Source organism: Bacteroides zoogleoformans (assembly GCF_002998435.1).
Classification (GTDB): Bacteria; Bacteroidota; Bacteroidia; order Bacteroidales; family Bacteroidaceae; genus Bacteroides; species Bacteroides zoogleoformans.
Genome location: NZ_CP027231.1, coordinates 3,330,581 through 3,345,578 on the forward strand (window position 1 = coordinate 3,330,581; position 14,998 = coordinate 3,345,578).

General features: G+C 43.5%; 14 protein-coding genes. 12 read left to right on the forward strand and 2 right to left on the reverse strand.

The window, feature by feature from the left end; genetic code table 11:
* Positions 1-36: 36 nt before the first annotated feature.
* The 3 genes from C4H11_RS13920 (at position 37) to C4H11_RS13930 (ending at position 1,649) form a co-directional block, all read left to right on the forward strand.
* Positions 37-783 carry a hypothetical protein gene (locus C4H11_RS13920; protein ID WP_129588319.1) on the forward strand — a complete coding sequence of 249 codons (747 nt, stop codon included), beginning with the start codon at positions 37-39 and terminating at the stop codon, positions 781-783.
* 219 nt (positions 784-1,002) lie between these two features.
* Entirely contained in the window at positions 1,003-1,323 is a 321-nt protein-coding gene (locus C4H11_RS13925; RefSeq protein WP_065537722.1) for a type II toxin-antitoxin system RelE/ParE family toxin, read from the forward strand.
* A gap of 5 nt (positions 1,324-1,328) precedes the next feature.
* A complete protein-coding gene (locus C4H11_RS13930; protein WP_106042906.1) occupies positions 1,329-1,649 on the forward strand; it encodes a HigA family addiction module antitoxin in 321 nt (106 codons plus the stop codon).
* A gap of 616 nt (positions 1,650-2,265) precedes the next feature.
* On the opposite strand, the gene yidC is transcribed toward C4H11_RS13930, so the two are convergent.
* Together yidC and C4H11_RS13940 are read right to left on the reverse strand one after the other, a co-directional pair.
* Positions 2,266-4,119, reverse strand: coding sequence for a membrane protein insertase YidC (yidC, locus tag C4H11_RS13935; protein WP_106042908.1), 1,854 nt, complete (start codon positions 4,117-4,119; stop codon positions 2,266-2,268).
* Between the two features lie 28 nt (positions 4,120-4,147).
* Positions 4,148-5,779: a CTP synthase gene (locus C4H11_RS13940; RefSeq protein ID WP_106042910.1), complete on the reverse strand. Its 1,632-nt coding sequence runs from the start codon at positions 5,777-5,779 to the stop codon at positions 4,148-4,150.
* A gap of 278 nt (positions 5,780-6,057) precedes the next feature.
* Between C4H11_RS13940 and C4H11_RS13945 the strand changes: the two genes are divergently transcribed.
* The 9 genes from C4H11_RS13945 to galE all read left to right on the forward strand — a co-directional run bounded on the left by C4H11_RS13945 (position 6,058) and on the right by galE (position 14,851).
* Positions 6,058-7,497, forward strand: a complete 1,440-nt coding sequence (locus C4H11_RS13945; RefSeq protein ID WP_106042912.1) for a DUF3078 domain-containing protein — start codon at positions 6,058-6,060, stop codon at positions 7,495-7,497.
* Between the two features lie 518 nt (positions 7,498-8,015).
* Positions 8,016-8,438, forward strand: a complete 423-nt coding sequence (locus C4H11_RS13955) for a SoxR reducing system RseC family protein (protein WP_106042917.1) — start codon at positions 8,016-8,018, stop codon at positions 8,436-8,438.
* A 34-nt stretch (positions 8,439-8,472) separates the two neighbouring features.
* The gene (locus C4H11_RS13960) at positions 8,473-9,417 is read left to right on the forward strand and encodes a Fe-S cluster domain-containing protein (RefSeq protein ID WP_106042919.1); all 945 of its coding nucleotides are present in this window, start codon (positions 8,473-8,475) and stop codon (positions 9,415-9,417) included.
* 36 nt (positions 9,418-9,453) lie between these two features.
* Positions 9,454-10,791, forward strand: a complete 1,338-nt coding sequence (gene rsxC, locus C4H11_RS13965; protein WP_106042921.1) for an electron transport complex subunit RsxC — start codon at positions 9,454-9,456, stop codon at positions 10,789-10,791.
* Positions 10,792-10,809: 18 nt separating this feature from the next.
* Complete coding sequence (locus C4H11_RS13970) at positions 10,810-11,802, forward strand: RnfABCDGE type electron transport complex subunit D (RefSeq protein ID WP_106042923.1); 993 nt, start codon at positions 10,810-10,812, stop codon at positions 11,800-11,802.
* Complete coding sequence (locus C4H11_RS13975; RefSeq protein ID WP_106042925.1) at positions 11,799-12,464, forward strand: RnfABCDGE type electron transport complex subunit G; 666 nt, start codon at positions 11,799-11,801, stop codon at positions 12,462-12,464. Before C4H11_RS13970 ends, C4H11_RS13975 begins: the two co-directional genes overlap by 4 nt.
* 15 nt (positions 12,465-12,479) lie before the next feature.
* Positions 12,480-13,067, forward strand: a complete 588-nt coding sequence (gene rsxE, locus C4H11_RS13980) for an electron transport complex subunit RsxE (protein ID WP_106042927.1) — start codon at positions 12,480-12,482, stop codon at positions 13,065-13,067.
* A 40-nt stretch (positions 13,068-13,107) separates the two neighbouring features.
* Positions 13,108-13,686, forward strand: a complete 579-nt coding sequence (gene rsxA / locus C4H11_RS13985) for an electron transport complex subunit RsxA (protein ID WP_106042929.1) — start codon at positions 13,108-13,110, stop codon at positions 13,684-13,686.
* Positions 13,687-13,816: 130 nt separating this feature from the next.
* Positions 13,817-14,851 (forward strand): UDP-glucose 4-epimerase GalE, encoded by a 1,035-nt coding sequence (galE, locus tag C4H11_RS13990; protein ID WP_106042931.1) that lies wholly within the window; start codon positions 13,817-13,819, stop codon positions 14,849-14,851.
* Positions 14,852-14,998 lie beyond the last annotated feature (147 nt).

Consider the following 14,998-nt stretch of genomic DNA (forward strand, 5'->3'; position numbering starts at 1 on the left):
GGCTTCTGACATTTCAATTATAAATCCATAATGTTTATGAATAGAATATTTATTATTTATGTATCATTACTCTCCAGCTCTCTTTGTGCTCAAAATGTACTTCCACGTCAAGCCCCTATTGATAAAAGATTGAAATCTTCACAGGAAAAAATGTTTAAGCCTAATGAAAAGCTATCAGAAGATACGATTTTTCTAAATAGGTCTAAATATGACCAACGTAATAATGAGGAAGGAATTTGCTATGGTAGAGATGAATTGGGAGCAATTCTTTCAGAAGATATTTTTTATGATATAGACATTGAAAATAGACGCTTGACACCTCTTTTAAAAAAAACTTATCAAAATTCAGATGAGGGAAAAATGCGGCTCGTTGAAATTAAGGCTAAAAAGCGGCAGGTATTTGAGTCAATCATCTGTTGGGAAATGTCTCCTTCGAAAATTGTTTATGATTTGAATCGAAAGGCTCTTAAGCTGACGTTTGCGAATTTGAAATATGGTCATAGTAGATTTATTCCTAAGAAGAATGAAGTATATCAATCAGTACTAAAACTTGGTGAAAATTATGTGATGTATATTCCATGTTCTGAAGATTTAGCCTTAATAGCTGAAGAGAAACAACCGATTGTTCAACTTTGTTTCAAACTGTCTCAAAATGATATTATAGGATATAATATAGGAGAATCCCCTATTATGGTAAATACTAAGTTACCGTCTTTGCGTGTGAAAGTTCAGAATGTCATCTTTTACGATTTACTATCTAATAAGCCTTTGTTTGTTTATTGATACAAAATATAGGTATTCAAAGGGGGCTTAAGGCTTCTAATGGAGCGTATAAGATAGGGGTAGGGCAATAGTTGTCCTACCCTGTTTGTTATAATAGGTTTGCTTCTATTAGAAGAGCAAAAGAACTAATATCCATTCAGTGTATTGGTGAAAAACAATTCGCTAATATTGCGAATTTTACAATTATATGTTACCTTTGTATTATTAAAGAACAAATGCATGAATGTAGAATTTGAAAAAGAGTATTTGGTAGAACTTTACGAAAAAGGAAAGACTGATGATAAGAAACATCGATTTCAGCCTCAAATTATCAATGGCTATTTGAAGTGTGTTAAGGCTCTATTGAATGCTTCCCGAATGGAAGATTTATATCAATATAGAGCTTTGAACTATGAAAAGTTGAAAGGTGATAAAAAAGGCCTTTCTTCTTTGCGTATCAATGACCAATATAGGTTGGAATTTCGGGAAATTACCAATGCAGGCAATCAAACAGTTGTAGAAATATGTTCTTTGGTAGATATTACGAATCATTATAAATAGGAACTATGAGTATAACAGCGAACAATTTACAATCATTCCGTCCCTACCATCCGGGAGAACTGGTTAAGGAAGAATTGGAATGCAGAGGCATAAAACAAAAAGACTTTGCAAAGAAGTTTGGTTTGTCTTATTCCGCTTTAAATGAGACGTTAAATGCAAAACGACCAATAACCACTGAGTTTGCTTTGCTCTTAGAGGCGGCTTTAGGTATCAATGCCGATTTGCTTGTAAGGATGCAAACAGACTATAATATACAAGTGGCACGAGAAAATAATTCTTTACTTGAAAAGTTGAATAAAATAAAGAAGATAGCTGCTGTATTTTAAAGTGGATTCAGAAAACGCACTTGTAAACTCTTAAATGCAATAATGCAAACCGCACCTAACAAACCGCAATAATAGGATTAAATAAGCCAAGTTTCCCGAAAGCCTTATTCGTAGGATATTCGCAGGTAAAAAATAAGGAGTTAAGCAAATGCTTAACTCCTTGATTTATATATTGTTGTATTTTTATTATCGGTAATCTTATTCAATTCCCCCAGACGTGTACTCTAACCGGGCTGAGCTACACCCCGAATTGCGGATGCAAAAGTAATGCTTTATTTTGAAACAGCAAATATTTTATCCATTTTTTAATGAGGATAAAATTTGTAGCTCGTTGATGAATAGCTTGCCTACTTATGCCGCTTGTTCAAAATAAACCTATTGAAAGACTGATGGCTGATAATCATCGGCACATCGTACATAAAAATAAATTCGGCAGTAAAACGAGTTTATTGCCGAATTTGTATTCCGTATAAAGTCACTACGCTTCTACTTCTTAATGATTGTGGTTGTTCTACACATCCGATTTTTACCTTACGTTTGATGATAAGTTGTTCCACTTGTTCTATCTTTTTCTTTTCATGGCGTAGCCCTTTATCAGTTAGTTTATTTTGCGTTGTTATTTCCTATTCTGTTTTTCTTTCATCATTTCCGCTTGCTGTTTCTGCATGGCTTCCAACCGAGCTGCAAAACCGGTTTTTTTCATCTTTTTAGGGTCTTTCTTATTGGCTTCCAATTGTGCAAGGAGGGCTCCCTCATTAGTCATCTTACGCATAACGAGAGTCGTCGCCACACTGATCAATGTGGATAGGAAGTAATAATAGTTCAATCCCGAAGGATAATCATTCAAGATGAAAAGGAACATGATGGGCATTAAATAGGACATCCACTTCATGGCCGCCATTTGCGGGTTAGCTCCGGTGTCTTGCTGCTGCATCATATACTTCGTGTTCAGGATGTTGGTAATTGTCATCAGCAGACAGAACAGACTGAGGTGACTTCCCATGAATGGAATGTGGAAGGGAAAGTTTATCACCGCATCGTAAGTGGAAAGGTCGTCTGCCCACAAAAAGCTTTGCTGACGGAGCTCTATGGCACTTGGTACAAACATGAACAGGGCCATCAGAATGGGGAACTGTATCAGCATGGGCAAACATCCTCCCATCGGACTGACGCCATACTGACTATAAAGCGCCATGACTTCCTGTTGCTTTTTCATGGCATCTTCCTGCTTGGGGTATTTCCGGTTTATCTCGTCAATCTTTGGTTTCAGAACGCGCATCTTGGCAGATGAAATGTAAGTTTTCCAAGTTGTGGGAAATACCACGATTTTTACAATCAACGTCATCAGTAGCAGCACGATACCCATACTCAGTCCCCAACCGGACAACCAGTCAAAGATATTGATGGTAAACCACTTGTTTATCCAACGAATGAGAGGCCAGCCCAGATAAACCAATCGATTCAATTCCCATTGCTTGTCCAGTTTTTCATCTACAGCGCTGAGTGTCTTGTAGTGATTGGGCCCGAAGTAAAAGTAGAGTTTTGTGGGCTCTTGTCCGCTTGGGTCGAACTTGGTACTCATCTCGGCAGAATAATCTTTTATATAGCCACTGCCTTGCGCATCCATTTGCGAAGACAATTTTGTCTTTTCAAAATGAGTATCGGCAAGGAAAACAGAAGAGAAGAACTGGTTTTTGAAGGCTATCCATTCCAGCTGTTCGGGCACCTCCTTACTGTCATCCTTGTTGGCAGAGAGATAGTCGGTTCCATCGTTGCTTATTTTGTAGGTCAGCTCGGACAGCCGGTTCTCATATGTATATCCTTTCTCAATCTGACGAGCACGTTGCCACCATTCTATGTCCACAGAGTTGTGCGTAGAAGCCAGCTTATCGCTCAAATTAATGGCTTGAATGGTGAAGTCCACTAAGTAAGAGTCGTGACGCATGGCATAGGTGAAATCTATGTACCCGACACTATCGGCGGACAGACGCATGGTGACACTGCTATCTGTGCGTTGTACTGCCGTAAAGTAATAGTCCTTTGTTTGAATGGTTTCTTTTTTGTTATAAAACAAAAAGTTCATGGAGGCATCATTGCCGCTGAATAGAGTGACAGGAGTAGTTTTGTCTTGTCCCATATACTCTTTCAGGGTGACCGAGGCAATGCGTCCACCCTTGGCGTCTATGGCAATCTCTGCCAATTTGTTGCTAATGACGACTTGCGAGTCAGTGCCTTGGCGGGCATTAAAGAAGAGGGCTGTGGAGTCGATGCTTGCCGTTGTTTCTTTTTCATTAGCCAGCGCAGCTTCCGACTTGGCTTTAAGTGCCTCCTGACGCTGCTGCACTTGAGCAATGGAGTCATAATAGCGTTGCTGTGCTTCTAACTGCTCCTGACTCGGACGACTCAGGAAGCTGAATCCCACTAATAAAATCGCTATCAGTACAAGACCTGTGATGGTATTTTTATCCATATTATAGATTCTACTGTTTGACTATAAATTATTGTTTAGATGATTGACTACTTTTCTCATTCTCGATAGCGGCTTTTACAAAGGAAACGAACAGAGGATGTGGATTGAGTACCGTACTACTGTATTCCGGATGGAACTGTGTGCCGACAAACCATCTCAGGGAGGGAATCTCAACGATTTCCACCAAGTCTGATTCCGGGTTGATTCCGGTACATTTCATGCCGGCGGCTTCGTATTCTTCTTTATAGGTACTATTGAACTCATAGCGATGTCTATGGCGTTCTTGAATATGCTCAACGCCATATGCCTCGTAGGCTTTACTGCCCTTTTGCAACACACATTCATAAGCACCCAAACGCATGGTACCGCCCATATTGGTGATGGACTTCTGTTCTTCCATGATGTCAATGACGTTATGAGGAGTCTTCTCATCCATTTCGCGGCTGTTGGCATCGGCATAGCCCAGCACGTTGCGTGCGAACTCTATGGCGATGGACTGCATGCCCAGGCAGATGCCAAAAGTAGGAAGGTTGTGTGTACGGGCATATTTGATGGCAATGAGTTTTCCGGGAATACCTCTCTCGCCGAAACCCGGACCGATGAGTACGCCCGACATGCCTTTCAAGGCCTCACCCACATTCTCCTCGGTAAGCTTCTCGCTGTTCACAAAGTCTACTGACACCTTACGGTCGTTGTATGTTCCGGCTTGAGAAAGTGCTTCACGGATGGATTTATAAGCATCCTGCAAGTCGTATTTTCCTACAAGAGCTATGTGCAGAGGTGCTGTCTTTTCAGCCTTGTGCCGACGCTCGAGGAAAGTGTGCCAAGGTCCTAATTTCGGCAACTCGCCCACGGGTAGCCCCATTTTGTTAAGAATGGTGACGTCCAGTCCTTGTGCTTGCATAAGGATGGGCACTTCATAGATGGTAGGAGCATCAATGCTTTGCACCACAGCATTTTCATCAACATTACAGAATAGAGCCACTTTCTTGCGCAATCCGGATCCCAATTCGTGTTCGGTGCGCAATACAAGGATGTCGGGTTGTATACCGGCGCTCTGCAACTCTTTTACCGAATGCTGTGTAGGCTTGGTCTTAAGCTCTCCGGCTGCCGCAAGGTAGGGTACATAAGTAAGATGTACGCACAATGCATCTTTACCCAACTCCCATTTAAGCTGGCGGATACTTTCAAGGTAGGGCAGAGATTCGATATCTCCTACCGTGCCACCGATTTCGGTGATGACAAAATCGAACTTGTGCTTGTTTCCCAACAACTTCACATTCCGTTTTATTTCATCCGTAATGTGCGGAATCACCTGAATGGTCTTTCCTAAATAGTCACCTCTGCGTTCCTTGTCAATAACGCTTTTATAGATGCGTCCTGTCGTGATATTGTTCGCTTTGGTGGTCTGAATGCCTAAAAAGCGTTCATAATGCCCTAAGTCAAGGTCTGCTTCATGGCCGTCTACCGTGACGTAGCATTCACCGTGCTCATAGGGGTTCAACGTACCCGGGTCGATGTTGATATACGGGTCAAACTTCTGGATGGTTACTGTATAACCTCTTGCTTGCAGCAATTTACCGATGGAGGATGATATAATGCCCTTGCCTAAAGAGGAGGCGACGCCACCGGTCACGAAAATATACTTTGTTTCTCCCACAACTATATTGTTTTTTTAATTCATCAAGCATATTGATTAAAGTAGATGGGCTTGTAAAAATACGCCTTTCTAATAATGGATTCTCACTTGAGCCACCCTCTTGCTTAAAAAGCGCAAAATTAAGAAAAAAAGAAGAAGTAAGAAAGTTTCGATGAAACAATTCTAAAAAAATGCGATTTGAACCGAACTGCTGCTCACGACTTTTTCTTGTGGGTTTTCTATGCATTCTAAAGTTTTTAGGCTATTTTTGCGCACAAATTTAGAGAATTAAGAGACTTATGAAGAATAGACATATCACTGCTTGGGTGATTGCCGCCTTGTTTTCATCGCCGATAGCGGCTTACAATACTTGGGATGCTACTCCGAAAAATATGCAGTCAGAAATGAGTGTTCCGGTTGATACGTTGACAGGAATCATGAAGGATTACATGATATTAAAGCTGAAACCGCAAGAAGAATATTACACGATGGATACAGTATCTCTCTTATACGAGAAATACATCGGTGTGTTGGACTACTTGAACGACCCTTCCACACCGGAACGCTATATAGCTGTCAATCCCGACTATTATCGGCTGTTCATCCCTCTTACCTATTATAGTGCTCCCATGAAACGCCTTTCCAAAGTAGAGTGGAAGCCGGATGTGACAGATGCGGAGCGTCAAATGGCTTCCGATTGGCTTCCGTTCGATACGTTAAGCTTCACTTCAAAGGAGCGTGTCAACCGGTTGGTAGACGGCACGTTGCTGAATACCTATGTGAACTATCCCCAATTTGTGCTCAATACCGAACAGGAGATAATGAAAGGACGTGTTTTTCGGGATAACATAGAAAAGGAGGTGTCTTCAAAACCTTCGGTGCTGAAACTCTTTGCGCAAGAAGATGCGGCAGGAGTGAAGGAGGAGGCAGATGTGATTATACGTAAACCCAATTGGTGGCTGTTCGGCGGAAACGGTTCTTTGCAATTCACTCAGAACTATATTTCCGAGAATTGGTACAAAGGCGGTGAAAGCACGAATGCACTGTTCGCCAATCTGCAACTTTTTGCCAACTACAACGACAAGGAAATGGTGCAATGGGAAAACCTGCTGGATGTGAAAGTGGGCTTCAGTTCAGCTCCTTCGGATACATGCCATAACTATATGGTGAGCACTGACCAGATTCGTCTTTACAGTAAATTAGGCATTCAGGCCGCACATAATTGGTACTACACCATTTCTACGGACATGCGTACGCAGCTTTTCCGTAGTTACAAGAAGAACACCAACGACCTCGTAGCGTCTTTTCTTGCACCGCTCGATTGGTCTACCAGTGTGGGTATGGATTATAAATTGAAAAAGAAACGATTCAATCTTTCTGTATTCATGGGCCCTTTGACCTATATGCTGCGCTATGTGGGCAACGACGAGGTCAATGAGGAAAGCTTTGGTTTGAATAAAGGACGGCGAATGAAGCACAACTTCGGTTCGCAAGTACAGCCCACATTCTCGTGGATTATCGTTCCGTCTATCGTACTGAATTCTCGTGTCGATTTCCAGACCAGTTACGAATGGACACGCGTGGAGTGGGAGAACACCCTGAACTTTGTATTGAACCGTTATTTATCTACCAAACTCTATGTGCATGCTCGCTATGATGATAGTTCCAAACCGAAATCAGGAAACAGTTATTTTCAAGTAAAAGAACTGCTCAGCTTTGGAATAAACTACAAATGGTAATGTGATAAAATAGGAAAATAATTTTATAAATAATATCTCTGTTTTCATTCTTTTTACAACGTAAAAGCGTTATCTTTTCTCACTCCTATACAGAGGGTAGATCAGTATACGACTGATGTACCCTCTGTCGTATACTGATGTGGCATCAGTCGTATACTTGATCTACCACTTGCCGAAAGGTATTCTGGCAAAGGCTTTCGGTTCATGCCCCAATGGTTGGATAGGGAGGATTTCTTACTTGGAAATGTTATTACATACCCATCGTTTTGCTTTACAATTTTATCATGGATATCTATGGGGATTATTAAAAGGGAAGAGGTGGTGGGAGAAGCTTTGAAGCAAAATTCATTCACTCGCGTACCAGGGCTGTCTTTCATTATTCCCGAATGGAAATATGATAGAAAAAACATGCAAAAATGGAAAAAGAACGTTATCGCACCCATAAAAAAGCCCTTTCTCCCTTGTAGTTCATAAATTATATGTAAATTTGCCGCGATTTGTAATGCACACTTTGCAAAATGGCGAATACTATCATAAGACATCAAGGTATTGTGGAAAACATAAGCGACTCTCATCTTCAAGTGAGAATTGTTCAAGCTTCAGTATGTGCGTCGTGCAGCGTAAAGGGACAGTGTAGCTCTGCTGATACGAAAGAGAAGCTGATCGATGTGTTTGACATGAATGCCGCTCGCTATTGTCCCGGCGACCAAGTATGGGTGATAGGGCAGCTTTCTATGGGAGCAATGGCCGTTTTGCTGGCTTTTGTCCTTCCTTTTCTCGTTTTAATTATCTCGTTATTTGTCCTTATGGCTGTTTGGAATGACGAATTATTCGCGGCTATTGGTTCGTTAGGGCTTCTTATACCTTATTATTATATCTTATGGCTGAACAAGTCGCGCATGGGGAAGAAGTTCTCATTCTCAATACTACCGATGAACTAACTAATAAAACAAATAATTAATAAATGACTAATTTATGAATGTAATTCTGATTGCAGTGATTTCGCTGGGAGCCATAGCGCTGGTGTCAGCCGCTATCCTTTACGTTGCTTCCAAGAAATTCGCCGTGTATGAAGATCCGCGAATTGCTCAGGTAGGCGAAGTACTTCCTCAGGCGAACTGCGGTGGATGTGGTTACCCCGGTTGTAGCGGATTTGCAGATGCCTGCGTGAAGGCCGGTTCTTTGGAAGGTAAATTCTGTCCGGTGGGTGGACAACCTGTCATGGACAAGATTGCCGGTATCCTGGGATTGGATGCCGCAGCTGCCGACCCTCTGGTTGCAGTGGTGAGATGTAATGGAACATGCGCCAATCGTCCCCGGCTGAACCAATACGACGGTGCCATGAGTTGTGCCATCGCCGCTTCGCTCTATGGTGGTGAAACAGGTTGTAGTTATGGCTGTTTGGGATGTGGTGATTGTGTGGCTGCTTGTAAGTTCGATGCCATACACATGAACTCCGAAACCGGACTTCCGGAGGTGGATGAATCCAAATGTACGGCTTGCGGAGCATGCGTCAAGGCATGTCCCAAAACTATCATAGAACTGCGTCCGCAAGGTAAAAAGTCGCGCCGTGTCTATGTGCAGTGTGTGAACAAGGATAAGGGTGCTGTGGCCCGTAAAGCCTGTACCGTGGCATGTATCGGTTGCGGCAAGTGCGTCAAGGCATGTGCATTCGATGCCATTACACTGGAAAACAATCTTGCTTACATTGACCCTTACAAGTGCAAGCTGTGCCGCAAGTGCGAAGAGGCATGCCCGCAAGACACTATCATTGCCCTGAACTTCCCACCGCGCAAGCCGAAAGCTGAAACGGTAGCCGCTCCTGCCACAGAAAAGAAAGTGGAAGCTGCTCCCGTAGCCGCCGAATCTCCCAAGACAATCGAAGCTCTTGCCCAAGAGGCTCCTAAGTCAGAGGCATAAATAAACGAATAAAAAACGATTAAAATACAGAATTGTATGTTGAAGACATTTTCAATCGGTGGAGTTCATCCACACGAAAATAAACTTTCAGCTCATCAACCCATTGTCAAGGCAGATGTTCCGGCAAAGGCTGTCATCTTGCTGGGACAGCATATTGGTGCCCCTGCCAAGCCCATAGTGGCCAAAGGCGATGTAGTGAAAGTAGGTACAAAAATTGCCGAACCCGGTGGTTTTGTATCGGCTGCCATTCACTCTTCGGTCAGCGGGAAGGTGGCTAAGATTGACACAATTATAGATGCCAGCGGTTATGCGAAACCTGCTGTTTTTATTGATGTAGAAGGGGATGAGTGGGAAGAGTCCATTGACCGTAGCGAGACGTTGGTGAAAGAGTGCACCCTCAGCGCAGAGGAAATCGTGAAGAAGATAACTGAAGCAGGTATTGTGGGATTGGGCGGAGCCTGTTTCCCCACACAGGTTAAATTGTGCCCTCCTCCCGCATTCAAAGCCGAATGCGTCATCATTAACGCTGTGGAATGCGAACCTTATCTGACAGCTGACCATCAGTTGATGCTGGAGCATACAGAGGAAATTATGGTAGGGGTATCCATATTAATGAAAGCGGTGAAAGTAAACAAAGCTTTCATCGGCATTGAGAATAACAAGCCCGATGCTATTCAATTGATGAGCAAAGTGGCATCTACCTATGCAGGTATCGAAGTCGTGCCTTTGAAAGTGCAATATCCGCAAGGAGGTGAAAAGCAGCTGATTGATGCAGTTATCAGCCGTCAGGTGGCGGCAGGTGCACTGCCCATCTCGACCGGAGCAGTTGTGCAGAATGTCGGTACGGCATTTGCCGTATATCAGGCGGTTCAAAAGAACAAGCCTTTATTTGAGCGCGTCATCACCGTTACCGGAAAGTCGCTGTCCAGACCTTCCAATTTCCTTGCCCGAATCGGCACACCTATGCAACAGCTCATTGAAGCTTGTGGTGGCCTGCCCGAAGATACGGGGAAAATCATTGGCGGTGGTCCCATGATGGGTAAAGCGCTGGTAAATACCGACGTGCCCACAGCAAAAGGAAGCTCCGGCATTCTCATCATGAATGCCAAGGAAGCCAAACGAGGCGAAGTGCAACCTTGTATCCGTTGCGCCAAGTGTGTATCGGCCTGCCCTATGGGGTTGGAGCCATACCTGCTTGCCACCGTGTCGGCTCACGGCGATTTTGAAAAAGTAGAGAAAGAAGACGTAATGTCGTGCATAGAATGTGGTTCATGCCAGTTCACATGCCCTTCCAACCGTCCGCTATTGGACTACATTAGGTTGGGTAAAGGTAAGGTAGGAGCCATGATTCGTGCGCGTCAAGTAAAAAAATGAAAGTAGAATTTTATCCTTATGAATAAATTAATCGTATCCCTTTCGCCCCACGTTCACGGAGGTGACAGCGTGAAGAAGAACATGTACGGCGTGCTCATTGCATTGATTCCGGCCTTCCTCGTGTCACTCTACTTTTTCGGACTGGGTGCGCTGATTGTTACGGTCACTTCCGTAGCTGCCTGCTTGTTCTTTGAATGGGCCATCGGCAAATATCTTTTAAAGAAGGAAACCACAACCATTACCGACGGTTCTGCCGTAATCACCGGTGTTTTGCTGGCATTCAATCTTCCTTCTAATCTTCCTGTCTGGATCATTGTTCTGGGGGCACTGTTCGCTATCGGTGTAGGAAAGATGTCTTTTGGCGGTCTGGGAGCCAATCCATTCAATCCTGCATTGGCGGGACGTGTGTTCCTCTTACTCTCGTTTCCCGTACAGATGACTACTTGGCCGGCAGTGGGACAACTCACGGCATACACCGATGCCACTACCGCCGCTACACCATTGGCCGTAATGAAAGGGATTATTAATGGTGCCCCGGGCATGTCATTGAGCAATCTTCCTGACGCGTTCGACATCCTTATCGGCAACAATGGTGGTTGCTTAGGCGAAGTAAGTGCGTTGGCTTTGTTGTTGGGACTGTTTTATATGTTGTGGAGAAAAATCATCTCATGGCATATTCCCATATCCATTCTCGCAACGGTATTTGTGTTTAGCGGTATCATGCACTTGGTGAATCCCGCCCTCTATGTATCGCCATTGTTACAATTGTTTTCTGGTGGATTGATGTTGGGGGCCATTTTCATGGCAACGGACTATGTCACATCTCCGATGAGTCACAAAGGTATGTTATTGTATGGCGTTTGCATTGGCTTGCTGACTGTCATCATCCGTCTCTTTGGTGCCTATCCGGAAGGTGTGTCATTCGCCATTCTCATCATGAATGCGTTTACTCCGCTAATCAATGCCTATGTTAAACCTAAACGCTTTGGGGAGGTAGCGAAGAAAAAATGAAAAAGTTAGAATCATCTTTAAAGAATATGTTGCTGGTACTTACAGGTGTTACCGCTATCTCTGTAGCGCTGCTGGCTTATGTGAACGAGTTGACCAGAGAACCGATTGAAAAAGCCAATGCTAAAACTCTGAGCGATGCGGTCAATGCGGTAGTGCCGGGATTTGACAATGACCCCATTGCCGAAAAGAAGATACAGGAAGTGGATGGAGTGGAATATGCCGTATATCCGGCCACTAAAGCAGGCCGGCATATTGGCGCAGCCATCGAAGCTACAAACATGGGATTCGGTGGCGAATTTAAAGTACTGGTAGGTTTCGACGCCGATGGGAAGATAATCGATTATTCCTTGCTGTCGCATGCGGAGACACCGGGACTGGGTTCTAAAGCAGCAGATTGGTTTAAGAAAGGTAATAAGGGCAATATTGTCGGCTTGAATCCGGGTGAAGCTCCACTGATAGTCAGCAAAGACGGCGGTAAGGTAGATGCCATCACTGCTTCCACCATTACCTCACGCGCTTTTCTCAATGCTGTAAATGCCGCCTATGCCGCCTATGCCGGACAAAATTCGGCCGACGGTGCTACGAGTGCCACTCAAAAGAATGTTGAACAAACTGCCGATACTGTGGCCGTTCAAGCCATGGATACACTCAAGGTTAAATAAGAAAGGGGTAGAGATATGAATAATTTTAAAGTGATGATGAATGGGATTGTGAAAGAAAATCCCACATTTGTGCTCTTGCTGGGCATGTGTCCCACATTGGGCACCACTTCCTCGGCCATCAACGGTATGGGGATGGGACTGGCCACTATGTTCGTTCTGATTTGTTCTAATATGGTGATTTCGGCCATAAAGAACCTGATTCCGGATATGGTGCGCATTCCATCTTTTATCGTAGTGATAGCCTCATTCGTAACATTGCTTCAGATGGTAATGCAAGCCTATGTGCCGGCATTGTATGCCACATTGGGACTCTTTATTCCATTGATTGTGGTGAACTGCATCGTGCTGGGACGTGCCGAAGCTTTTGCTGCTAAGAACGGTCCGGTAGCTTCCATGTTCGATGGTTTGGGCATGGGGCTTGGGTTTACGCTGGCACTGACACTGCTGGGAACTGTCCGTGAGTTTCTTGGTACCGGGAAAATCTTCAATTTCTCCATTCTGCCCGAAGAATATGGTATGTTGATTTTTGTTCTTGCTCCCGGCGCATTTATTGCGTTGGGGTATCTGATAGCCCTGATTAATGGCTTGAAGAAAAACAATTAAAAAAGAGATGCTGAAAAGAACTAAATAAACAATTAGAACTATGGAATATATATTGATATTTATCTCGGCAATATTTGTAAACAACATTGTATTGTCACAATTCTTGGGAATTTGTCCGTTCCTTGGCGTTTCCAAGAAAGTAGAGACTGCGCTGGGTATGTCGGCGGCAGTGGCGTTCGTGCTTACTATCGCCACCATTGTTACATTCCTTATTCAGAAGTATGTACTCGATGCTTTTGGCTTAGGCTATTTGCAGACAATCACTTTCATTTTGGTGATTGCGGCTTTAGTGCAAATGGTTGAAATCATTCTGAAGAAAGTCTCTCCGGCATTATATCAGGCATTGGGGGTATTCCTTCCGTTAATTACGACCAACTGCTGTATCCTTGGTGTAGCCATTCTGGTTATCCAGAAAGATTATGACTTGCTGACCGGAGTGGTTTATGCCTTCTCCACAGCAATCGGTTTTGGCCTGGCGTTGACCCTTTTTGCCGGGCTGCGCGAGCAAATGAGTCTGGTAGATGTACCCAAAGGCATGCGAGGCACTCCTATAGCTTTGATAACAGCCGGCTTGCTGGCCATGGCATTCATGGGCTTTTCCGGTGTCGTAAAAATCTGAAGCAAGGAAATCATAAAACAGAGAAGAGAGGATAAGTCTTTTTTATCTTCTCTTCTCTGTTTTATATTAAAATAATTCTGTACATTTGCGCCATGTTATAACCCCAAAGGCTAAATCGCTTAATTTGAATATGAAAGAAAAAATATTAGTTACGGGAGGAACCGGATACATTGGCTCTCACACTGTGGTAGAGCTTCAGAATGCAGGTTACGAAGTGGTAATCATTGATAACCTCTCCAATTCCTCCGCGGATATTGTAGATAATATAGAAAAAGTTTCCGGAATACGTCCTGTATTTGAAAAGCTGGATTGTTTGGACTTTGAAGGCCTTGATGCGTTGTTTGCAAAGCACAAGGGAGTTAAAGCTATCATTCATTTTGCAGCCAGCAAAGCTGTGGGAGAGTCTGTTCAGAAGCCGCTGATGTATTATCGGAACAATCTGGTTTCATTGATAAACCTTTTGGAATTGATGCCGAAGCATGGAGTAGAGGGTATTGTTTTCTCTTCCTCTTGCACGGTATATGGACAGCCTGACGAGCTTCCGGTAACCGAAAAAGCTCCTATAAAGAAGGCCGAGTCTCCCTATGGAAATACGAAGCAAATAAACGAAGAGATAGTTTGTGATACGGTTGCTTCCGGTGCTCCTATTAATGCGATATTATTGCGCTATTTCAACCCGATTGGTGCGCATCCTACCGCATTATTAGGCGAGTTACCCAACGGTGTGCCGCAAAACCTTATTCCATATCTGACCCAAACAGCTATAGGTATTCGCGAAAAACTGAGTGTGTTTGGTGATGATTATAATACTCCTGACGGATCTTGCATACGCGACTTTATCAATGTGGTGGATTTGGCAAAAGCGCATGTGGTGGCTATTCGTCGGATTTTAGAGAACAAACAAAAAGAAAAAGTGGAAGTATTTAATATCGGAACAGGACGTGGACTTTCGGTATTGGAATTGATAAATGCTTTTGAAAAAGCTACCGGTGTTAAACTTAACTATCAAATAGTGGGTCGTCGTGCCGGTGATATTGAGAAAGTATGGGCAAATCCGGAACTTGCCAATAACGAGTTGGGATGGAAAGCTGAAACGAGCATTGAAGATACACTGCTTTCCGCATGGAAGTGGCAGTTGAAACTTCGTGAAAGAGGAATACAATAAATATTTTAGAAACAGATATTAAACAAATGTTCTCCACATTTGTTTATAAGGAACAATCCATCCGGAGCAATTAATGCATATGTGAATATCCACGGATTGTATGTATGTCTCCCCGACGTGCATGGATGTGATTGCATAGTAGTTTTG